General features: G+C 74.6%; 17 protein-coding genes. 9 read left to right on the top strand and 8 right to left on the bottom strand.

Features of this window, described 5'->3' with window-relative positions:
- Positions 1-6: 6 nt before the first annotated feature.
- Entirely contained in the window at positions 7-1,335 is a 1,329-nt protein-coding gene (locus tag RKD23_RS33035; protein ID WP_424857021.1) for a UDP-glucose dehydrogenase family protein, read from the top strand.
- Positions 1,336-1,384: 49 nt separating this feature from the next.
- On the opposite strand, the gene RKD23_RS33030 is transcribed toward RKD23_RS33035, so the two are convergent.
- On the bottom strand, positions 1,385-1,738 hold the full coding sequence (locus RKD23_RS33030; RefSeq protein WP_424857020.1) for an ArsR/SmtB family transcription factor: 354 nt from the start codon (positions 1,736-1,738) through the stop codon (positions 1,385-1,387).
- Positions 1,739-1,835: 97 nt separating this feature from the next.
- On the opposite strand from RKD23_RS33030, the gene RKD23_RS33025 reads away from it, so the two are divergent.
- The gene (locus tag RKD23_RS33025) at positions 1,836-2,915 is read left to right on the top strand and encodes an NADH:flavin oxidoreductase/NADH oxidase (RefSeq protein ID WP_424857019.1); all 1,080 of its coding nucleotides are present in this window, start codon (positions 1,836-1,838) and stop codon (positions 2,913-2,915) included.
- A gap of 13 nt (positions 2,916-2,928) precedes the next feature.
- Here the strand turns inward: RKD23_RS33025 and RKD23_RS33020 are convergent, their stop codons facing one another.
- From RKD23_RS33020 to RKD23_RS33010, 3 genes are all read right to left on the bottom strand, one after another.
- The gene (locus tag RKD23_RS33020) at positions 2,929-7,287 is read right to left on the bottom strand and encodes a cation-translocating P-type ATPase (RefSeq protein ID WP_424857018.1); all 4,359 of its coding nucleotides are present in this window, start codon (positions 7,285-7,287) and stop codon (positions 2,929-2,931) included.
- 15 nt (positions 7,288-7,302) lie between these two features.
- Positions 7,303-7,737 carry a hypothetical protein gene (locus RKD23_RS33015; RefSeq protein WP_424857017.1) on the bottom strand — a complete coding sequence of 145 codons (435 nt, stop codon included), beginning with the start codon at positions 7,735-7,737 and terminating at the stop codon, positions 7,303-7,305.
- Positions 7,738-7,877: 140 nt separating this feature from the next.
- Entirely contained in the window at positions 7,878-9,155 is a 1,278-nt protein-coding gene (locus tag RKD23_RS33010) for a PHB depolymerase family esterase (protein ID WP_424858388.1), read from the bottom strand.
- 254 nt (positions 9,156-9,409) lie between these two features.
- Here RKD23_RS33010 and RKD23_RS33005 point away from each other — a divergent pair, with 254 nt between their 5' ends.
- The gene (locus tag RKD23_RS33005) at positions 9,410-10,189 is read left to right on the top strand and encodes a pectate lyase (RefSeq protein WP_424857016.1); all 780 of its coding nucleotides are present in this window, start codon (positions 9,410-9,412) and stop codon (positions 10,187-10,189) included.
- Positions 10,190-10,276: 87 nt separating this feature from the next.
- Here the strand turns inward: RKD23_RS33005 and RKD23_RS33000 are convergent, their stop codons facing one another.
- On the bottom strand, positions 10,277-11,038 hold the full coding sequence (locus RKD23_RS33000; protein WP_424857015.1) for a PaaX family transcriptional regulator C-terminal domain-containing protein: 762 nt from the start codon (positions 11,036-11,038) through the stop codon (positions 10,277-10,279).
- A gap of 75 nt (positions 11,039-11,113) precedes the next feature.
- Between RKD23_RS33000 and RKD23_RS32995 the strand changes: the two genes are divergently transcribed.
- Complete coding sequence (locus tag RKD23_RS32995) at positions 11,114-12,769, top strand: DNA alkylation response protein (RefSeq protein WP_424857014.1); 1,656 nt, start codon at positions 11,114-11,116, stop codon at positions 12,767-12,769.
- A gap of 330 nt (positions 12,770-13,099) precedes the next feature.
- On the opposite strand, the gene RKD23_RS32990 is transcribed toward RKD23_RS32995, so the two are convergent.
- Positions 13,100-13,696, bottom strand: a complete 597-nt coding sequence (locus RKD23_RS32990; RefSeq protein ID WP_424857013.1) for an Rv1733c family protein — start codon at positions 13,694-13,696, stop codon at positions 13,100-13,102.
- A 341-nt stretch (positions 13,697-14,037) separates the two neighbouring features.
- Here RKD23_RS32990 and RKD23_RS32985 point away from each other — a divergent pair, with 341 nt between their 5' ends.
- From RKD23_RS32985 to RKD23_RS32970, 4 genes are all read left to right on the top strand, one after another.
- Positions 14,038-15,123 carry a WD40/YVTN/BNR-like repeat-containing protein gene (locus RKD23_RS32985; protein ID WP_424857012.1) on the top strand — a complete coding sequence of 362 codons (1,086 nt, stop codon included), beginning with the start codon at positions 14,038-14,040 and terminating at the stop codon, positions 15,121-15,123.
- Between the two features lie 69 nt (positions 15,124-15,192).
- On the top strand, positions 15,193-15,870 hold the full coding sequence (locus RKD23_RS32980) for a uracil-DNA glycosylase (protein WP_424857011.1): 678 nt from the start codon (positions 15,193-15,195) through the stop codon (positions 15,868-15,870).
- A 116-nt stretch (positions 15,871-15,986) separates the two neighbouring features.
- Positions 15,987-16,982, top strand: a complete 996-nt coding sequence (locus RKD23_RS32975) for an N-acetylglucosamine kinase (RefSeq protein WP_424858387.1) — start codon at positions 15,987-15,989, stop codon at positions 16,980-16,982.
- A 167-nt stretch (positions 16,983-17,149) separates the two neighbouring features.
- On the top strand, positions 17,150-18,073 hold the full coding sequence (locus tag RKD23_RS32970) for a sirohydrochlorin chelatase (protein ID WP_424857010.1): 924 nt from the start codon (positions 17,150-17,152) through the stop codon (positions 18,071-18,073).
- An 83-nt stretch (positions 18,074-18,156) separates the two neighbouring features.
- Here RKD23_RS32970 and RKD23_RS32965 read toward each other — a convergent pair whose 3' ends face one another.
- Positions 18,157-19,188: a lactonase family protein gene (locus RKD23_RS32965; RefSeq protein ID WP_424857009.1), complete on the bottom strand. Its 1,032-nt coding sequence runs from the start codon at positions 19,186-19,188 to the stop codon at positions 18,157-18,159.
- A 168-nt stretch (positions 19,189-19,356) separates the two neighbouring features.
- Positions 19,357-20,874 (bottom strand): FUSC family protein, encoded by a 1,518-nt coding sequence (locus RKD23_RS32960; protein WP_424857008.1) that lies wholly within the window; start codon positions 20,872-20,874, stop codon positions 19,357-19,359.
- A gap of 260 nt (positions 20,875-21,134) precedes the next feature.
- Between RKD23_RS32960 and RKD23_RS32955 the strand changes: the two genes are divergently transcribed.
- The gene (locus RKD23_RS32955) at positions 21,135-21,614 is read left to right on the top strand and encodes an Lrp/AsnC family transcriptional regulator (RefSeq protein WP_404039439.1); all 480 of its coding nucleotides are present in this window, start codon (positions 21,135-21,137) and stop codon (positions 21,612-21,614) included.
- Positions 21,615-21,658: the final 44 nt, after the last annotated feature.

The raw sequence follows: 21,658 nt of genomic DNA, 5'->3' as shown, positions 1-21,658 counted from the left end.
ACGGACATGCGAATGACAGTGATCGGCACCGGACGCGTCGGAGCGGTCCACGCCGTCTGCATGGCCGATCTCGGCCATACCGTCCTCGGCGTGGACATCGACCCCGAGAAGGCCACGGCCCTCGCCGCCGGCCGTCCCTTCTTCCATGAGCCGGGCCTGGCCGCCCTGCTCCGCCGGACCGTCGCCTCGGGCCGGCTGCGCTTCACGGCCTCCCTGGCCGAGGCTGTCCAGTTCGCCGACACGCACTTCCTGTGCGTCCCCACGCCCCAGCGGCGCGACTCGGGCGCGGCCGACCTGAGCCATTTCCGGGCCGCCGCGGACAGCGTGATGTCGTACGCACGGGCGTGCGGCCGCGACGAGGTCCTGCTCGTCGGCAAGTCGACCGTGCCCGTCGGTACGGCGGAGCGGCTCGTCGCCCGGCTGGGCCCGGCCGCCGACGTCGCCTCGAACCCCGAGTTCCTGCGCGAGGGCCACGCGATCCAGGACACCCTGCGGCCCGAGCGTGTCGTCGCGGGTGTCCGTACGCCGCACGCCGAGGCGCGGCTGCGGGAGATCTACGCGCCGATGGCGCGGGCCGGCACGCCGCTCATCGTCACGGACACCGCGACCGCCGAGCTGGTCAAGCTCGCGTCCAACGCCTTTCTCGCGACGAAGATCTCCTTCATCAACGCCATGGCGGAGATCTGCGACGCCACCGGCGCGGACGTCCTGACACTGGCCGGCGGGATGGCCGCCGACTCCCGGATCGGCCCCGGCTTCCTCGTCCCCGGTCTCGGCTTCGGCGGCAGCTGCCTGGCCAAGGACATCCGGGCGCTCGCCACCCATGGCGAGGAACTCGGCCTCGGCGAGTCGGTGGCCTTCCTCCGTCAGGTCGACGCCATCAACACCCGGCAGCGTCTGCGGGTCGTCCGCCTCGCCGAACGGATGGTCGGCGGGTCCTTCGCCGGTCGCAACGTCGGAATCCTGGGAGCCGCCTTCAAGCCGCGCAGCGACGACGTCCGCGATTCGCCGGCCCTCGCCGTCGCGGAGGCGATCCGGCAACGGGGCGCCCAGGTCCGGGTTCACGACCCGGAGGCGGTCGACAACGCCCGAGCGGCCCATCCCGACCTTCAGTTCGCCCTGGAGGTCACCAAGGCCTGCGAACAGGCCGATGTCGTCCTGCACCTCACCGAGTGGGCCCAGTACCGGGGACTCGACCCCGGGGCCCTCGCCGCCGTGGTGCGCGTCCCGGCCGTCGTGGACGCGCGGCACACGCTCGACGCCGCTCTCTGGCGCGCGGCCGGCTGGACCCTGCGCGCACCCGGCCGCCCGAGGCTCGGCCGGCCGGCGGTCTAGGGCCTGTCTTCCGGATCATGCCGGCGTCGCGGGGTCTGGAAGAAAGGCCCTAGCCGAGCCGGGCGGCCTGGCGGTCGGCGCCGGCCAGGAGGGCGTCGAGAAGGCCCGGGAAGAGAGCGTCCAGGTCGTCCTTGCGCAGGCCGTTCATCTTGGCCGTGCCCCGGTAGATCTGCCGGATCACGCCTGCCTCGCGCAGCACCCGGAAGTGGTGGGTCGTCGTGGACTTGGCGACCGGCACCACGAACTGGGAACAGGTGAGCTCCCCGCCCCCGGTGCCGGCGAGTTCCCGCACGATCTGCAGCCGCAGCGGGTCCGAGAGGGCGTGCAGGACGTCCTCCAGCCGGATCTCCTCGCGGTCCGGATGGGGGAGGTCGCGGCTGCCGGTGGGTGCGGTGATGGCCATGAGGTTCATTGTACGAGGATTCTCGTAGTTTGACATTTCCCGTACTACGATGAGTATCGTACGACTCGGCATCGGACCCGCGACGAATGGAGGCGCAGTGAGCGCGCTCTTCGAGCCCTACACCCTGCGTGAACTGACCATCCCCAACCGTGTGTGGATGGCCCCGATGTGCCAGTACTCGGCCGCGCCGGACGGCCCCGAAGCGGGCGTCCCGCACGACTGGCACTTCGCTCACTACGCGGCCCGCGCGGCCGGCGGTACCGGGCTGATCCTCACCGAGGCGACCGCGGTGAGCCCCGAGGGCCGGATCTCGCCGTACGACCTGGGTCTGTGGAACGACACGCAGGTGGAGGCGTTCCGCCGGATCACCCGCTTCCTCGTCGCGCAGGGCACCGTGCCGGGCGTCCAGCTCGCCCACGCGGGCCGCAAGGCCTCGACCGCCCAGCCCTGGAAGGGCGGCGAGCCGGTCGGCGCCGACGCCCATGGCTGGACGCCGCTCGCGCCGAGCGCGGTGCCGTTCAAGGAGGGGCACGTCGTGCCCGAGGAGCTGACGGTCGAGCAGATCCGGGAGATCGTCGGCCGGTTCGGCGACGCGGCCCGGCGGGCGCTCGCCGCGGGCTTCGAGGTCGTCGAGGTGCACGGCGCCCACGGCTACCTGGTCAACGAGTTCCTCTCCCCCCACTCCAACCACCGCACCGACGCCTACGGCGGCTCGTACGAGAACCGCACCCGCTTCGCCCTGGAGGTCGTCGACGCGGTGCGCGCGGTGTGGCCCGAGGACAAGCCGGTGTTCTTCCGTATCTCGGCGACCGACTGGCTGGAGGAGGGCGGCTGGAGCGTCGACGACACCGTCCGCTTCGCCCGTGACCTCCAGGCGCACGGAGTCGACCTGCTCGACGTCTCCACCGGCGGCAACGTCGCCGACGCCCGTATCCCCACCGGCCCCGGCTACCAGGTGCCCTTCGCCGCCCGGGTCAAGGCCGAGACCAACCTGCCGGTCGCCGCGGTGGGCCTGATCACCGATGCCGAGCAGGCCGAGAAGATCATCGCCAACGGCGAGGCCGACGCGGTCCTGCTCGGCCGCGAACTGCTGCGCAACCCCTCCTGGGCCCGGCACGCCGCCCGCGAACTGGGCGGCGAGGTGCGGGTGCCGGACCAGTACCACCGCTCGGTCTGACGGCCACGCCCCCTCACCGGGCCAGCCGGGACACCGTCCGCTCCAGGCCCGGCAGGGCCCGCTGGCCCATGACCGCCAGGGCGATCGCCGCGGCCACGCCCGCCCAGGCGAAGGGGCCCAGCGGGGTGCAGCCGAAGAACTGGCTCGCGCCGGGGGTCTCGACCAGGAGGAACAGCGCGGCCGCGGAGCCGATCGCGGTGGCCCGGACGAGGGGGCTGCCGCGGCGGTCGGCGAGGGTCTGGGCGAGCTGCGTGCCGACCAGGGCGCACAGGGCCATCGTGGTGGAGCGGCGCCGGGTGCCGGGCGTGAAGCGGCCGAACAGCCAGGCCGCGGTGGCGCCCAGACAGGTCGTCAGGGCGCGATGGCGGATCTGGCGGATCAGCGGGGCGCCCAGCAGCGAGGTGCCGAGCGGCTGGGGACCCGGTTCGGGTACGCCGTCCTCCGCCCCTGACTCCTCGCCCTTCGGCGTCACGGCGACCGCCATCGCCGGGAACAGGTCGGTGAAGAGGTTCACCAGCAGCATCTGCCGGGTGGACAGCGGCGCGGCGCCCGAGAGCAGGGTGCCGAGGATGCCGAAGCCGACCTCGCCGGCGTTGCCGCCGATCAGGATGGCGACGGCGTCGGCGACGCCGTGCCACAGGGCGCGCCCCTCCCCCACCGCCTCGATGAGCACCGTCAGATCGTCGCCGGTGAGCACGATGTCGGCGGCGTTGCGGGCGGCCGCCGAGCCCCGCGCCTGGATGCCGACGCCGACATCGGCGGCGCGGATCGCCGCGGCGTCGTTCGCGCCGTCGCCGACCATGCCGACCACCAGGCCCGCGTCCCGCAGCGCCTCGATCACCTGGAGCTTCTGCTCGGGCGCGACCCGCGCGACGACTCCGGCGTCACGCAGCATCCGTGCCCGCACCGAGCGGTCCGCCGCGGCGAGTTCCTCGCCCGTCACCACCACCGTGTCCTCGGGCCAGCCCAGTTCGGCCGCGATCGCCCGGGCCGTCTGCGGATGGTCACCGGTCAGCATCACCGGTCGTACGCCCGCGTTGCTCAGCCCCTCGACAAGGGCCGTGGACGTCTCACGGGGCGTGTCGGCGAGACCCAGCAGGCCGGTGAACTCCAGCTCCTGCAGCGGCTCTTCGAGGACGTCCGCCGCCGACTCGCCCTCGCTCAGGCTCCGTTCGGCCACCGCGAGGACCCGCAGTCCGTCGCGGGCCAGCCGGTGCGCCCTGTCGGACGCGTCGTCGGGCAGGGCGCGGCAGGCCGGCAGGACCGTCTCCGGGGCGCCCTTGACCACCAGCACCGGCGAGCCGTCCGCCGCGCGACCGACAGCGGCGGCGTATCCGCGGGCCGCCTCGAAGGGCCGGCCCTCGCTCTGCTCCCACTCCGGGTCCGGGCCGGCCGCGTCCAGGACGGCCTCGTCGGTGGCGTGCGCGGGGCGCTCGTCGCCGCCGTCCAGGCGCGGACAGGCCCGGGCGGCAGCGCGCAGGGTGGGGTCGGCGCCGTCCTCGCCGGGCCGGTGCACGCTCCCCGCGGCGTCGGAGACCCGGACCAGGCGCAGCCGGTTCTCGGTGAGGGTGCCGGTCTTGTCGAAGCAGAGGGTGTCCATGCGGCCCAGCGCCTCCAGGGTGCGCGGGGTGCGCACCAGCACGCCGCGGCGGCTCAGCCTGCGCGCCGACGTCAGCTGGGCGACCGTGGCCACCAGCGGCAGGCCCTCGGGCACCGCGGCGACGGCGACCGCGACGCCGCCGCTGACCGCCTCCCTGATCGGCGTACCGCGCAGCAGGGCCAGGCCCGAGACGGCGGCACCGCCCGCGAGGGTCATCGGCAGGGCCTTCTCGGTGAGTTCACGCAGCCGGGCCTGCACACCGGCGGACGGCGGGGTCCGTGCGGCCAGGGCGACGGCCCGGTGCGCCTCGGTATGAGCGCCGGTGTCGACGACCACGGCACGGGCCCGGCCCGCGACCACAGTCGTGCCCTCGAAGACCATGCAGTGCCGGTCGGCGACCGTGGCCCGCGGGGTCGCGTCGGTCTGCTTGTCCGCGGGCAGCGACTCGCCGGTCAGCGCGGACTCGTCCACCTCCAGGCCGTCCTGCCACAGCAGCCGCGCGTCGGCGGGCACCACGTCGTCGGCACGCAGGTCGATGACATCGCCGGGGGCGAGGCGGGAGGCGTCCACCGTACGCAGGGCGTCGGCGGGTTCGTCCTCGGGGGCGGTGCCGTACGACGGTGGGGCCCCGGTGTCCTGGCCGGCCTCGGCCTCCTCGCGCGGAGCGAGCCGCGCCTTCTGCTTCTGCTCCGCCACCAGCTTGGACAGCGCGTGCTCGGCGCGCAGCCGCTGGGCGCCGCCGACCAGGGCGTTGAGGTCGAGGGCGCCGAGGACGAGGAAGGCGTCGACGGCGGAGCCGAGGATGGCCTCGGCGGCGGAGCCGACGGCGAGGATCGGGGTGAGCGGATCGTCCAGTTCGCCACGCACCGCGCGGGCGAGACTCAGGGTCCAGCGGGCGGGCGCCAGCACCGGTGTCCGCCCGACGGACCGCGCCCTGGTCCGCACCCGGTCGGCGGTCCGGGCCAGCCCCTCGGGCCGCACGCCGGGGTCCTGCTCCAGCCGGGACAGCACGGCGTCCGTCTCCAGCGCGTGCCAGGCCACGCGCGGCCGCGGGTGCGGGGCACGGGTGACCGCCACGCCGAGGGCCGCGCGCACCCCGCTGAACAGGGAGGCGGCAGCGGCCGTCTCGACGGGCACGTCCCGCAGCGCGGCCAGGCCCCTGCGCCGCCTGCCGTGCGGGGACTCGCCGATGGCGACGAGCAGCCCGGACAGCGCGGCGCCCGACTTGGCGAGCACCTGCGCGTGGTCCCCGACCCGGCGGGCGGCCGGGACGGCCACCAACAGCCGCCACACGTCGACCAGACCCTGCACCGCGAGCACGTCGGCGCCCCAGGCGACGGCGGCACCGGGGTCGGTGAGGGCGACGGCGATGTCCCCGGCGAGCAGGCCGGACAGGACGTCCTCGTCGTCGGCGGACCGCGGCCGCGCGACGGTCACGACGGTGCCGTCGGGTTCGCGCAGCTCGGCGACGACGTCGGCGAGCGGCCGCCCGGGTTCCACGACCTGGTCGGCCAGGCCGGTGAGTTCGCCCACCACCGGGTCGTCCACCACGACGACCCGCATACCGGCCCGCCGCGCCGCGTCCAGCACGGCCTCGCCCCACGGGTCGCAGACGTCCTCGCCGGACTCCTGCTGCCGGCACAGCGCGCTGGGGTGCAGCAGCAGCGTCCCGGCCGTCTCCAGTTGCCGCAGCCGGTCGGTGTCGCGGACCAGGACGCCGGTGCGGGCCAGCGCGCAGCCGAGGACGGCGTGGAAGGCGGCGGGACCGTAGCGGGCGGCCTTGGGCGAACCGGCCAGGGCCGCCTCGGCGGCCTCGTTGGTGTCGCGTTTGACGAGCAGCGCGGCGGCGGCACCGAGGAGCCGGCCGGCCGAGGCGGAACCGGCGTAGTCCTCGGCGGGGGTGCTGCGCAGCGGCGGCCTGGGCCAGCGGTCGGCGGCGACGTCCTCGCGGCCGGGGACGCACAGCCGGTCGTGGTCGGCGTCGAAGGCGGCCGCGCGGGCGACCGTCTCCCCGAGCTGCAGGGCCCGCAGGGAGGCGGCGAGCAGCAAGGAGGTCGACGACTGGCCGGCGCCCCGTGCGGCGGCGTGCGCGACGGCCAGCAGCAGGTCCGAGCGGGAGCGGCCGAGGCGGGAGCGCAGCAGACCGCGGAAGGCGGGGTTCTCGCGCAGCACCGACACCGTGGCGGTGAGCGTGCGGGGCGTCGGCGGCAGCCGCAGGGCGCGGGCGGTGACCGCGACGGCGGCACCGGCCACGTCGGCGGCCAGCGCGGCGGCGGCGTACCGCACCCCCGCCGGGTCGCCGGGGTGGGAGAACTCCTCCACGCCGCCGCCCGCCGGGCTGAGCCCGTGCCGGGCGGCGAGGTCCGTGGCCCGCTCGACCACCCGGTCCGCGACCGCCTCGTCGACGGCGGCCACGACCAGTCGGCGCAGGCCTCCGTCCCAGTAGGCGTACGCGACCTCGGGGCGTTCCGCGAGCGCCGCGGCGGTCTTGCGCAGGGCGCGCTGAGTGCCGCCCGCGCGGTGCACCTGCGCGGGGGCGGTGGGCTCGAGCGCGAGGTGGGCCCGTCGCCCGGAGCGCCAGGACCGCTCGCCGCCGGGCAGGGCGTTGCGCGCGACGCGGGCGACCCGCACCGCGCTGTCGGCGCCGCGCACCCCGGCCCGCGCTGCTCCTGCCGCGGCGCCGACGGCCGCCCCGGCCGCGGGCACGGCACCGCACGCGAGCAGCCGTGGTCCGGCGAGGACCGCCGCCGTGGTTCCGGTGATCAGCCCCATCCGCTGCCCGCCTCCTCAGTCGCCTTCGGTGGTACGGCTGTGATGTGCGCGGCCGTGTCCCGGGTGGGACGCCGTGCGCGTGGGGGTGCCGGCGGGGCCCTTCGGCCGGCCGGCGGCGATGGTGGCGCTCTTGGCGCGGCTCGGCGACCCGGCGGCCCCGGACGTCGCCTTCCCGGCCTTCTCGGTGCGCGCGCCCGGCTTCTGCTGGGTGAGCCAGACGACGGCCGCCCCGGTCAGGGCGACGGGCCACTCCACCACTCCGGCGGCGCCGAGGATTCCGGCGCCCGCGTACGCGGCCATCCGCCGGCCGCGCGGCGACACGGTCCCAACCGCGTTCAGCGCGCCCTCGGCGGCGTGGCCCACCGCTCCGGCTCCCGGCACCCGGCTCAGCACCGACGCGGTGGCGCGCAGCGGCTGGGGAAGGCCGGCGGGCGCATTCTCGCGTGCCATGGCTCTACTCGCCTCCCAGACAGTGATCGGCCTCTGCGCACCGCCGAGTGCCCATGATCCGGCCGCTCATCCGTCCCACATGGAGGCAAACGCGCAGGCGGCCCCGGGTCGGCGTCCGGGGCCGCCGTACGACGGCAAGGTCAACCGCTGGCGCAGGCGGCACCGTTGAGGGTGAAGGCCGAGGGGGCCGCGCTGTTGCCGGTGTGGGTGGCCTGGTAGCCGATGCTCACGCTCGCGTTCGGCGCGATCGTGCCGTTGTACGACACGTTCGTGGCGGTCACCGAGCCGCTGGTGGGGGCGTATCCGGCGCCCCAGCCGTTGGTGACGGTCTGGCCGGACGGCAGGGTGAAGCCCAGCTTCCAGCCGTTGATCGCGGTGCTGCCGGTGTTGGTGATCGTCACGGAGGCCGTCAGGCCGGTGTTCCACGCGTTGGTGGTGACGGTGACCCGGCATCCGCCGGGCTGGGGCTGCGGGGCCGGGCCCTCGGTGTCGAGGCCGAAGAAGGTGATGGCCCGGGCGCCCATGCCGGAGGCGTAGAGGTTGTGGCCGACGCCCTGGAGGCTGATGGCCTCGACGGGGGCCCGGTCACCGGTGCCGCCGTAGCGGGTACGGGTCCAGCCTGCGGCGGGGCTGTCGGTGGCGGAGGGCGTCTGGGTCAGGCCGTGGACGTCGGTCCACTGCTTGATCTCCTCGCCGAAGTTGGGATAGCGCAGGACGTCGTCCTCCGTGCCGTGCCACAGCTGCATACGGGGCCGCGGTCCGGTGTAGCCGGGGTACGCCCCGCGGACGAGGTCGCCCCAGGCCTGCGGGGTGCGGACGACGGTGCCGTTCGCGCAGTCGCTGTTCCACTCGGAGCCGTTCGTGGTGGCGAAGCAGGCGAAGGGGACCCCGGAGAAGGCGGCGCCCGCGGCGAAGACGTCGGGGTAGTCGCCCAGCAGGACGTTGGTCATCATCGCGCCCGAGGAGATGCCGGTGGCGAAGATCCGCCGGGTGTCGGCGTCGTAGGTGCGCACCACCCAGTCGACCATCGACTTGATGCCCACCGGGTCGCTGCCGCCGTCGCGCCGCAGGGCCTGCGGGGAGGCGACGTCGAAGCACTTGCTGGCGCGGGTGACGGACGGGTAGACGACGATGAAGCCGTGGCGGTCGGCCAGCGAGGCGTACTCGGTGTTGCTGTACATCGCCGGGCCGGAACCGGTGCAGTAGTGCACGGCGACCACGACGGCCGGGTGGGCGGTGACGCTGTCCGGGACGTACAGGTACATCTGCAGGTTGCTGGGGTTGGCGCCGAAGCCGGTGATCTCGGTCAGCGCCGCGGTGGGTGCGGCCGCCTCGGCCTCGGTGCCGCGCGCGGCGGCCGGGGGTGCCGCGAGCAGGGCCAGCAGCAGGGGCACGAGCGCTGCGAGGAGGGTGCGCATCAGGGCGGGCGCCCTGCCAGGGGCTCTGCGTGCGCGGTCGATCAGCCCGCTGACGTACGTACACATACGTGGAGTCGACATCGACTGCCCCTTCGTGAGGAGAGACGTCCCGAGAAGCATGGTGACATGGACACGCCTGACGTGGAAGCGCTCCCACACCCTCTTGACCAGTAAGCGCTTTCCATCTACGTTCCGTTCAGCACCATGACCGATTCGAGCCGCAGACCCCACGACACGGAAGAAGGAATCGGGACATGCCCCACGCACGACACCCGCACAGCCGGAGGCACGTCGGGACCCTGGCCGCGCTCTCTGTTGGCATGCTCATGACCAGCGGAGCCCTCACCCCGGCGAACGCCGCCACGTGGCCCTCCGCCTCCGGCAGCCAGCCGGTCACCGCGACCATCAACCTGACCAGCTCCAAGGACTACGGCATGCTGCGCCTCTACGGCAGCGGCGCCCTCGGCACCGGCGACCAGTCCGAGGACCAGCAGCCGATCCTCACGCTCGCCAACGGCGTCACGCTGAAGAACGTCATCATCGGCGCGCCCGGCGCCGACGGCATCCACTGTCTGGGCAGCTGCACGCTGCAGAACGTCTGGTGGGAGGACGTCGGCGAGGACGCCGCCACCTTCCGCGGCGGCAGCGGCGCCACCTACAACGTCGTCGGCGGCGGCGCGAAGAAGGCGTCCGACAAGGTGTTCCAGCACAACGGCGGCGGCACCGTGAACATCTCGAACTTCGCGGTGCAGGAGTTCAAGACGCTGTACCGCTCCTGCGGCGACTGCTCCACGCAGTACACCCGCAAGGTCAACCTCAACACCATCGAGGTGACCGGCACCGGCACCACGGCCCGGCTGGTCGGCATCAACGTCAACCGCAACGACGTGGCCACCCTGCGCGGCATCACGATCCTCAACGACGCCTCGCGCAAGGTGGTCCCGTGCCAGAAGTACAACAACAACACGGCGGTCGGTGTCGGCCCGGACAGCACCAACTGCCTCTACTCCGCCTCGGACATCACCTACCGGTGACGGCTCGGGGATGAGGACGGCGGCCGTACGGAGCGTTCCCGCACCGCGCTTCGTACGGCCGCCTGTGCTGTTCTGCGTGTCCGCGTCTCAGTCCGCCACGCGCGCGTGCACCTGCTGTTCCAGTTCGCGGCGGTAGTCGGCGTAGGCGGCGCGCAGGGCCGCGCCCGGCCAGCCGGCGGGCAGCAGGGCGTCCGGCAGGACGGGGTCGGCGAGCAGGTGCCGTACGACGGCCGCGTAGGCGGTGAGCCGGTCGGCCGGGCGCTCCACGCGCGCGACATGGGCCAGCAGGGCGTCGGCCGTCGCCGTCCAGGCATCCAGGGGCCACAGGCTCGCGGCCAGCTCGCGCGCGGGCCGGGCGGGGCGGGAGGTGTACCGCTCGGCCACCTGATCGAGGTCCTCGGGCAGTTCCCGGGCGAGGTTGGCGGGGCGCAGCCAAACGCCCTCGCGGAGTTCCGCGAGGCGCAGGCCGGCCAGCCGGGTGCGCAGTTCGGCGCGTTCGGCGGGGCCGCGGCCGGTCGCGGTGACCACGACCATCTCCCAGTCGCCGTCCCACGCGCGCGTGCGGGGCCGTACGGCGTCGTCCTGCCGGCGTCTGCGCTCCAGCAGCCGCTCGCCGATCCGGTAACCGGTGCCGGTGCGGCGCAGATCGCCCGCGGCCGCCATCCGGCTGAGCGCGGCCCGCAGGGTCGACCCGCCGACCCCGAAGGGCGCCACCGCGCGGGCGAGGTCCTTCGCCGCCATCTCGGGCGGATCCGCGCCGAGCAGCAGGCTCAGGACGACGGACCGCGCGGACAGCGGACGCAGCTCGAAGGCGTCCGGGGCGGTCATCTCGTGGGGTGGGCCGGCCATGGCCTCGTACTGTACGGGCCACCGGCAGGTGTTGCACTATTGCTGCGACCGCAGAGCGAGTGCAACACTCGGCGCATGGTCCTGACACCCGCGCAGCTGCCGTACGCGACGCACGACGTCACCAACCAGCCCCCGCCGCTGGCCCCCTACGACGCCTCCGAGGACGTGGCGCTGCTGGAGGGGCTGCGCCGCGAGGGCGCCGGCTGGGCCGAGCCGGACGTCCGCCGGCTCGGGCTGCTGGCGGGCGGGACCGAGGCGCAGGAGTGGGGCGAGCAGGCCAACCGGCACGAGCCGGAGCTGCGTACCCACGACCGGTGGGGCAACCGCGTCGACGAGGTCGAGTTCCACCCGAGCTGGCACCGCCTCATGGGCGTCGCGGTCGCCGAGGGCCTGGCCGGGGCGCCCTGGGCGGACGACCGGCCGGGAGCGCATGTCGCGCGGACGGCCGGTGGGCTGGTCTGGGGGCACAGCGAGGCCGGGCACGGCTGCCCCACCTCGATGACGTACGCGGCGATCCCGGCGCTGCGCCGGGAGCCGGAGCTGGCCAAGGTCTACGAACCGCTGCTGACCAGCCGCGCGTACGACCCCGGGCTGCGGGTGCCGACGCAGAAGCGCGGCCTGCTGGCCGGGATGGGGATGACCGAGAAGCAGGGCGGCTCGGACGTCCGCACCAACACCACGGCGGCGACGCCGACTTCGGAGTCCGGCGTCTACACCCTGCGCGGGCACAAGTGGTTCACGTCGGCGCCGATGTGCGACGTGTTCCTGGTGCTCGCCCAGGCGCCAGGGGGCCTTTCCTGCTTCCTCGTACCGCGCGTGCTGCCGGACGGCACCCGCAACGCCTTCCGCATCCAGCGGCTGAAGGACAAGCTGGGCAACCGCTCCAACGCGTCCTCCGAGCCCGAGTTCGACGGGACGGTCGCCTGGCTCGTCGGGCCCGAGGGGCAGGGCGTCAAGACGATCATCGAGATGGTCAACTGCACCCGCCTGGACTGTGTGATGGCGTCGGCGACGCTGATGCGCCGCACCCTCGTCGAGGCGGGGCATCACGCGCGGCACCGCAGCGCGTTCGGCGCGCGCCTCGCCGACCAGCCGCTGATGCGCAATGTGCTGGCCGACCTGGCGCTGGAGTCGGAGGCCGCGACGACGCTCACCCTGCGGCTGGCCGGAGCCGCCGACCGCGCCGTACGCGGGGACGAGGACGAGCGCGCGTTCCGCCGGATCGCCACGGCCGTCGGCAAGTACTGGGTCACCAAGCGGGGTCCCGCCTTCACCGCCGAGGCCCTGGAGTGCCTGGGCGGCAACGGCTATGTCGAGGACTCGAGCATGCCCCGCCACTACCGCGAGGCGCCCCTGCTGTCCATCTGGGAGGGCTCCGGGAACGTCAACGCCCTTGACGTCCTACGGGCCTTGACCCGCGACCCGCGCACGTCCGAGGCCCTGTTCGCCGAACTCGCCCTCGCCCAGGGGGCGGACGCCCGGCTGGACGCTGCGGTCGCCCGCCTCAAGGAGGGCCTGACCACGGCGTCCGAGTCGAGCGCCCGCCGCCTGGTGGAGGCCATGACCCTCGCCCTCCAGGCCTCCATCCTCGTCCGACACGCCCCTCCCGCCGTCGCCGACGCCTTCTGTGCCACGCGCCTGGCGGGCGACTGGGGCCAAGCGTTCGGCACGCTGCCGGACTCGGCGGATCTGGAGGGGATTTTGGGGAGGTCGCTGGGGTTCGGTCACTGAGGGCGGGGCCGAGTGGTGCGGTCGGGCCTGGTGGTGCCGCCGGGCCTGGAGCCGCCTGGCCTGGTGGTGCGACCGGCCCGGAGCCCCCGTTGGTCCCGCGCCAGTGCCGGGTCCTTGTCCGGCACGCCCCTCCCGCCGTCGCCGACGCCTTCTGCGCCGCCCGCCTCACCGGTGACTGGGGCCAGGCCTCCGGAGCGGGGAGGGGCCTTCGCCGAGGGCACAAAGGCCGGCGCCTGCCGGGGGTGGTGCTGTGCGTATCCGGGTGCGGGCGCCTTGTAGCTGGTCGCGCAGTTCCCCGCGCCCCTTGGGCGCCGCCGGCGTGCCGTCGTATCACCCTGTGCGGTGGCCCCACAGCGGGTCGAAGTGGGCCCAGTCGACGTCCCACCGGTCGAGGCGGCGGGACTCCAGGCGGCTGCGGACGGCGCGGCCGCAGGCGAGGGGGACGGCGGCCGCGCCGAGGCCGGCGAGGGTGCCGACGAGGGCGGAGCGGACACGGGCCTGGTCGGGACTGGCGGGTGGGGTGACGAGGCGGCCGGTGCGGTCGATCCACACGGTGACCGGGGTGCCCTCGGCGGTGCCGGGACGGACCCGAGCCTGTCCGGCACGCGGGGAGCCGTCCGGTGCGGTCCAGCCGACCTTCGCCCACACCTGGGAGCCGCCCGCCGCGGCCGGCACGGCGGACGTGCCGACCGCGTCCTCCGTGAGCCGGGCGGTGGTGGGACGCCACTCCACCCGCTCGCGGGCCATCCCCCGCTCCACGGACCCGGCGACGGTCACTCCGGCGAGCACCCCGCACAGCACGGTCAGCGTCCACGCCCCGAGCAGCACCCACGCCTCGACCGCGTCGGAGCGGCGCCTGAGCGGATTGCGCCGCCAGCGCCACAGCCAGGCCCGTCGAACCCGCCGTACCCGACGCACGCGCCGCATGCGGCGACCCCTCACACCCTGCAGGCCCATCGAAGCCCGCCTCCTCATCAGCGCACGGCCACCCCACCGGCCTCCCATACGGGCGGCGGCCCGCCGATGCTCAGGGGCGGCCTCCGCCATGAAGGTGCCATGCGCCTCGTTCCGTGCGGGCGACTTCGCGGAAAAGTCCCCCGACGGTGGCTCGGATGTGCTCCCGCCGCCGCGCCCGCATTTCTGCCCAGGCGCCCACCGACACGCTCTGACCTGCGGCGACGCCGCTTCCAGGGGTGACTGTCAGTGGTGGGGTGCAGACTGGCCGGTGTCTGAGACGCATACGTCAAAGCACAGCGGAGGTGAGCGGCATGTCCGACGTACTGCTGGCCGTGGGCACCCGGAAGGGCCTCTTCATCGGGCGCCGGCGCGGGGGCGCATGGGAGTTCGACGAGACTCCTTACTTCAACGCGCAGGCCGTCTACTCGGTCGCGATCGACACCCGCGGCGACACCCCGCGCCTGCTGGCCGGAGGCGACAGCGCGCACTGGGGCCCGTCCGTGTTCCACTCCGACGACCTCGGCCGGACGTGGACCGAACCCGCCCGGCCGGCCGTCAAGTTCCCGCAGGACACGGGCGCTTCGCTGGAGCGGGTGTGGCAGCTGCACCCGGCGGCGGCCGAGCCGGACGTGGTGTACGCGGGCACGGAACCGGCCGCGCTGTACCGCTCGCAGGACCGCGGCGAGAGCTTCGAGCTGGTGCGCCCGCTGTGGGAGCACCCGACACGCTCGCAGTGGGTGCCGGGCGGTGGCGGCGAGGGCCTGCACACCGTCCTCACCGACCGGCGCGACCCGGGTGCGATCACCGTGGCCGTCTCCACGGCCGGCGTGTTCCGTACGTCCGACGGCGGCGCGAGCTGGGCGCCCTCCAACTCCGGCGTCTCCGCGGTGTTCCTGCCGGACCCGAACCCGGAGTTCGGTCAGTGCGTGCACAAGGTGGCGCGGGACGCGGTGACCCCGGACCGGCTGTACCTGCAGAACCACTGGGGCGTGTACCGCAGCGACGACGCCGGGGCGCACTGGACGGACATCGGGGCGGGCCTGCCGTCGACGTTCGGTTTCGCGATGGCGACCCACCCGCACCGCGGCGACACCGCGTACGTCTTCCCGATCACCGCCGACTCCGACCGGGTCCCGGCCGACCGCCGCTGCCGGGTCTACCGCACCGAGGACGCGGGAGAGTCGTGGGAGCCGCTCACGGCCGGCCTGCCGCAGGAGGACCACTACGGCACCGTGCTGCGCGACGCCCTGTGCACCGACGACGCCGACCCCGCGGGTGTGTACTTCGGCAATCGCAACGGCGAGGTGTTCGCCTCGGCCGATCACGGCGACAGCTGGCGGCAGTTGGCGTCGCATCTGCCGGATGTGCTGTGCGTGCGGGCCGCGGTCGTCGGATGAGGTCTTCCCGATCCGCCGTCGGCCGCCACCGGTTGATCGCCGTGCCGTGTACGGCAGTAGGGTGACGCCGTGGCACCACGACCGTTGCATGAAATCGTCGAAGCGGGCTGGGCGAAGGCTCTGGAACCCGTGGCCGGGCGGATCGCCGAGATGGGCGACTTCCTTCGCGGGGAGATCGCCGAGGGGCGCACCTACCTCCCCGCGGGGGCGAACGTCCTACGGGCCTTCCAGCAGCCCTTCGACGAGGTCCGCGTCCTCGTCGTCGGGCAGGACCCGTATCCGACCCCGGGGCATGCGGTCGGGCTGTCGTTCTCGGTGGCGCCGGAGGTACGGCCGCTGCCGGGCAGCCTGATCAACATCTTCCGCGAGCTCAACTCCGACCTCGGCCTCCCGCAGCCGTCCAACGGCGATCTGACGCCCTGGACCCAGCAGGGCGTGCTGTTGCTCAACAGGGCGCTCACCACGGCTCCGCGCCGCCCCGGCGCGCACCGCGGCAAGGGCTGGGAGGAGGTCACCGAGCAGGCGATCCGCGCGCTGGCCGCGCGGGGCAAGCCGCTGGTGTCGATCCTGTGGGGCCGGGACGCCCGTAATCTGCGGCCGCTGCTGGGCAGCCTGCCCTCGGTGGAGTCGGCGCATCCCTCCCCCATGTCCGCCGACCGCGGCTTCTTCGGCTCGCGGCCGTTCAGCCGGGCCAACGACCTGCTGATCCAGCAGGGCGGCCAGCCCGTGGACTGGCGCCTGCCGTGACCGGTCCGGGGGGAACGGCGCCGACACCGCGAACACCACGCCCGTCACGGACAACACGACCGTCGCGGACACCGGAGTCGGCGACGGACGGGGCGGCCGACGCAGCAAGCGCACCGCTGTCCTGCACCGGGCGCGGGGGCCGCGGGCCCGCCGGGTTTCTCGCCGTGGACTCCGGAGGCTCCGGCCTGCGGGTCGTCGTCGGTACGGCGGACGGTGCCGTGTCGGCGCGACGCGAGTCGGCGGTGCCGGTGCGGACCGGGCCCGGGGGTATCGACGCCGACCATCTCATGGCCCAACTGCTGCCGCTGGTCCGCTCGTTGAGGGCCGAGACCGGGGTTGCCGAGCTGGGCACCGCCGCGGTCGGCGCGGCCGGGCTGAGCACGCTGGGGGACGCGCTGCGCGCCGAACTGCCGGGTGCGCTACGGCGGGAGTTCGGGGTCGGGACGGTCGCGCTCGCCGCCGACGCGGTCACCGCGTACGTGGGCGCCCTCGGGGAGCAGCCGGGTGCCGTGGTGGCGGCCGGCACCGGCATGATCGCGATCGGCACGGATCTGACGCGCTGGCGCCGGGCGGACGGCTGGGGGCATCTGCTGGGCGACTGCGGCAGCGGGGCCTGGATCGGCCGGGCCGGACTTGAGGCGGCACTGCGCGCCCACGACGGCCGCGACGGCGGTTCCGCGCTGCTGCTCTCGCGCGCCGAGGAGGTGTTCGGGCCGATGGCGGGGCTGCCGGGCAAGCTGTATCCGCGGCCGGACCGGCCCGCCGTGCTGGCCTCGTTCGCGCCGCAGGTCGCCGCGTGCGCGGACGACGACCCGGTCGCCGAGCGGATCCTCGGGGACGCGGCCCGGCACATCGCCGAGTCGGCCGCCGCGGTCTGCCCCGGCGAGGACGAGGCGGTCATCGCGCTGACGGGCGGCCTGTTCCGCATGGGCAAGCCGCTGCTGGAACCGCTGGCCGAGGAGTTGGCGCAGCGGCTGCCCCGGGCGCGGCAGGTGGAGGCCGAGGGCGATCCGATGCTGGGCGCGGTGCGCGTCGCGGCGGCGCTCGCCGAGGGGCGGCTCGCGCTGCCGCGCGACGAGCGAATGCTGCAGGTCACGACCCTGGAGAGGTGACGGGCGGTCACAGCACGTGACGGGGGCCGGTGAGGGCCGAGTTGTGGACGGATCGTGGCTGATCCGCCCGTAACTCATCAGAACTCATCAGACAAAACCGGACGGATACCGCTCACCTGCCCCCTCCCCGAACAGGGGAGCCCAGGAAACCAGTAACATGCGGCGCCATGAGCTCCCCCACTGGGCCCGCGTCCGGCCTGCCAGTACGAATGCCGCGCCCCCGCCAGCCCGGGCGCCACCGCCGACCCGAGCCCTTGGCGGCTCCCGAGGGCGCGCCCGCGCTCGTCCTCGCGGTTCCGGGCGCGCCCAGCGCCGCCACCCGCGGCCTCGCCGAGGAGATCGTGAGCATCGCCCGCTCCGAGCTGCCCGGCCTCGACGCCCGGATCGGGTACCTCGACGGGGACGACGCGGAGTTCCCCTCGCTGCAGGCCGTGCTCGCGCACGCGGCCGACGAGCGCACCGCCCGCTACGAGCAGGCGCTGGCCGCCGGCCTTGAGGCCAAGGAGCCCGAGGGTCCCGTCGCCGTCGTCGTGCCGCTGCTGGCCGGCCCGGACAACGCGCTGCTGCGCCAGGTCCGCCAGGCCGTCATGGACAGCCGGGTCGCCGCCGATCTGACGGACGTCCTCGGTCCGCACCCGCTGCTCGCCGAGGCGCTGCACGTGCGGCTGTCCGAGGCCGGTCTGGCCCGCGCCGACCGTGCCCGGCTGTTCACCGTGGCCACGGCCGCGGACGGCATCATCCTGGCGTCCGTGGGCGGCGAGGAGGCCGTGCAGGCGGCCGGGATCACCGGCATGCTGCTCGCCGCGCGGCTGGCCGTGCCGGTGATGGCCGCGGCGCTCGACCAGGAGGGCTCGATCACGTCGGTCGCCGAGCAGCTGCGTTCCTCCGGCTCGCAGCAGCTGGCGCTGGCGCCGTACCTGATCGGCCCGGAGATCGACGCCTCGCTGGTCGAGGCGGCCGCGCAGGAGGCGGGGTGCCCCGCCGCCGAGGCGCTGGGCCCCTACCCGGCGATCGGCAAGCTCGCGCTGGCGCAGTACACCACGGCCCTGGGCATCGCCCCGCAGACCCCGCAGGGCGCGCCGGTCCGCTGACCCGGGCCGGCCTTGGACGCCGTACGACCGAAGGGCCCGCTCCCGCCGGGGAGCGGGCCCTTTTTGCGGGTCCTTTCGTGCGGTCAGCCGACGACGACGCAGGAGGCGGCGGGCACCCGGAGGGAACCCGTGCGTCGCGGGAGTCCGGTGTCCGGGTCGAGGCGGAACCACGTGACGTCTCCGGAGCGCTCGTTGGCGACGTAGAGGACGCCGCCGGAGACGGTGAGGGCACGCGGCCAGTGGCCCCCGCAGGGGACGGTGGCGACCAGGCGCAGTTCGTCGCCCTCGACGGACAGCACGCACAGCACGTCCTCGCCGCGGACCGCGGTCCACACGAACCGGCCGTCCGGCGAGACCACGATCCCCGACGGGTAGGCGTCCCCGTCGGGAGCACCGGGCAGTACCGGTGTCTCGGTGAGCGGCCTGAGGGTGCCGTCGGCGGCGTCCCAGTGGCAGACGGTGATGGTCGGGGTGAGCTCGTTGACGACGTAGGCGCGGTCGCCGTCGGGGTGGAAGGCCAGGTGGCGGGGTCCTGAGCCGGGACGCAGGGCGATCTCGCGGTGCAGCTTCAGCCTGCCGTCCGTCAGGGTGCACACGCGCACCGAGTCGGTGCCGAGGTCGACGCTGACGGCCCAGCGGCCGCTCGGGTCGGGCTGCACCTGGTGGGCGTGCGGGCCCTGCTGGCGGGGCGTGTGCGGGCCGGAGCCGGTGTGCTGGAGCGCGTCGGACGCGGCGCCCTCCGGCGTGCCGTCGGGCCGCAGGGGCACGACCGACACGCTGCCGGAGCCGTAGTCGGCGGTCAGCAGGTGATCCGCGAAGACGGTGAGGTGGGTCGGTCCCGAGCCGACGGGCACCGGCTTGCCGAGGGGTTCGGGGGCGTCCCCGGCCACCCGGTACGCGGCGACGGCGCCCTCGGCCGTCTCACTCACGGCGTACAGGGTGCCGCCGTCGGGCGAGAGCGCCAGGTAGGAGGGGTCGGGCAGGCCGTCGACGCCGCCCAGCACGGCCAGTGAGCCGTCGGCGGGCTCCACGGCCGCCACGACCACGCCGGGGCCTCCCGCCGCGGTGAACGACCCGATGAACGCCCGCACCCGCCGCATGCCGCCGTCTGCCACCGCTGTCCCCTTTTCGGTCGACTGCCCGTCGGAGGCGACGGTAGCAGTTGCGGTCTAGACCAAGGGTGCGAGCGGGCACGGCGGTGAGGCGGAAGAGTGGGGCGCGCCTCTCGTCCAGGACGACCTACCGCAGCGTGGGACACCCACGACGCGACGCTGCGGACCTGCTCACGCCCCCACGAGCGGCGAGCCCGAAGGGGTCCGCAGCGGGGTCGCCAGTTCGGAGAGGGCGCGTTCGAGGCCGTGGAGGTGGGCGAGGGCGGGCTCGGCGACCGGCGGGTGGACGAGCGGGGCCGGGCCGGGCTCGGGCGGGCGGGGGCCCTTGCCGGCCGGGCTGTCGATCAGGGCCTGGACGGAGGCCTCGACGCGGTGGCAGGCGGTGGCCAGGCGGGCGTCGTGGGAGGCCTCGGGGTCGGCGGCGACGGCGACCAGGCCGCGGATCTCGCGGGCGCAGGCGTCGAGCAGGGCCAGCACCTGGCGGGCGCGCCGCTTGCGGACGAGCATCGGGTTCAGCGGGTGGACGAGGGGCGCTACGGCGAGCCGTACCCGGCCCAGCAGTTGCTCGAGTTCGGCCACGCGCGGCGCCGGGTCGGCGTCCGGAACGCCGGCCATCCGTGCGGCGGCCTCGGTGGTGGCGGCCCGTACGCAGGTCAGGGCGCGCTGGATCCAGGCGTCCGTGACGGCGTGGGTGGTGACGGGCAGGACGAACAGCACGGCCAGGACCGCGCCGAGCGCACCCACGCCCGTCTCGGCCAGCCGCAGCGCGAGCAGGGCGGGGTCGAGCAGGTCCAGCAGGCCGTAGAGGAGGGACGCGAGCAGCGTCACGCAGAGCATCATCCAGGTGTAGGACACGGCGGCCGTGTAGAAGATGCCGAAGACACAGGCGGCCAGGAGCACGCAGGTGGCCACGGGCTCGCCCGCCACGGGGACGGCGACGAGCAGGCCGAGGCCGATGCCGATCACCGTGCCCAGGACGCGGCGGAAGCCGCGGACCAGGGTCTCGCCGCGTGAGGTGGTGTTGACGAAGATCCACCAAGTGGCGCCGACGGCCCAGTACCAGCGCTGCCCGGACACCAGCTGCCCGACGACGAGCGCGAAGCCCGCGCCCGCGGTGGCCTGTACGGCCTGCCGCGTGGTGATGCGGGCCAGCCCGGTGCCGCCCGGCGGGGCGACCGCGGGCGGCGGAGGCAGCCGGCGCTCGTAGCACCACAGCCCGAAGCGCACCGCGGCCGCGGCCACCACCGACAGCAGGACGGCGGCGTACAGCTCGGGCAGCCGGTCCGGGGTGGCGCGCAGGAACTGGGCGATGAAGTACGTCATGAACGCGAACACGCCGAGGCTGTGGCCGCGCGGCCCCCAGCGACGGGCGTACACGCCGACCCCGACGACGGCCAGGAAAGCGAGGTCACGGGCGACGGGACGGTCGTGCAGCTCGGCCGCGAGGGCGAGCACCGGCAGGCCGACGGCGGGCAGCAGGGCGGTGGTGACCGCCTGACCGCGGACGGTGGTGTCGGTGACGGTGAACAGGGCGAGGAGCGCGGCGAGACCACCGATGACGGCGCCGACGAGGGAGTGCCCCGCCAGTCCGCAGACGACCACGGCGAGCCCGACGCCGAGGACGGCCCGCGTGGCGAAACGCAGTCGCGTCCGCCCCGGGTCCGCTGCCACGAACACCCTCTTCAGCACTGGCTACCGCCCCCTCGTACCGACCGGCATGAAAAAGGCGCCGCGGGATCCGCAGCGCCATCGACGTCTCCATGACAGCATCCCGGCCGCCAGTGGCTCAAGTCGACTCACCATCGGTGGGCCAATGGCACAGTCGTAAATGCTGCAGGTCGACCAGAGGAGGGCCAACGGACCACCGGCCGTGGTCCAGCCGGGTCGCGCGGCGATGGGCCATTGGTACAGTCGATGAAGATCAACAAGCGACGAGGAGGCCGTGCGCCATGGCCGTGGACGAACTGGACACCCGCATTCTGCGGCTGCTCCTGGAGCAGCCCCGCACCAGCGTCCGCGAGTACGCCCGCATCCTCGGCGTGGCCCGCGGCACGCTCCAGGCCCGCCTGGACCGGCTGGAGCGGGACGGTGTGATCACCGGCACGAGTCCCGCCCTCTCCCCCGCCGCGCTCGGTCATCCGGTGCTGGCGTTCGTGCACATCGAGGTGACCCAGGGGCACCTCGACGACGTGGGCGACGCGCTGGCGTCCGTGCCGGAGATCGTCGAGGCGTTCTCCATCACGGGTGGGGGCGATCTGCTCACCCGCGTGGTGGCCCGCGACAACGCGCATCTGGAGGACGTCATCCAGAAGCTGATCAGCCTGCCCGGTGTGGTCCGCACCCGCACCGAGGTCGCCCTGCGCGAACGCGTCCCGCACCGACTGCTGCCCCTGGTCGAGTCGATCGGCCGCGCGGCGCGGCAGTCCTAGGCCAGGAGAACGGGCCGGGCGGCGCGGCAGTCCTAGGCCGGGAA

Source organism: Streptomyces sp. SAI-170 (assembly GCF_049739565.1).
Taxonomy (GTDB): Bacteria; Actinomycetota; Actinomycetes; order Streptomycetales; family Streptomycetaceae; genus Streptomyces.
The sequence above is the reverse complement of the archived record's forward strand: the minus strand, read 5'-3'. Positions and strand labels throughout refer to the sequence as shown.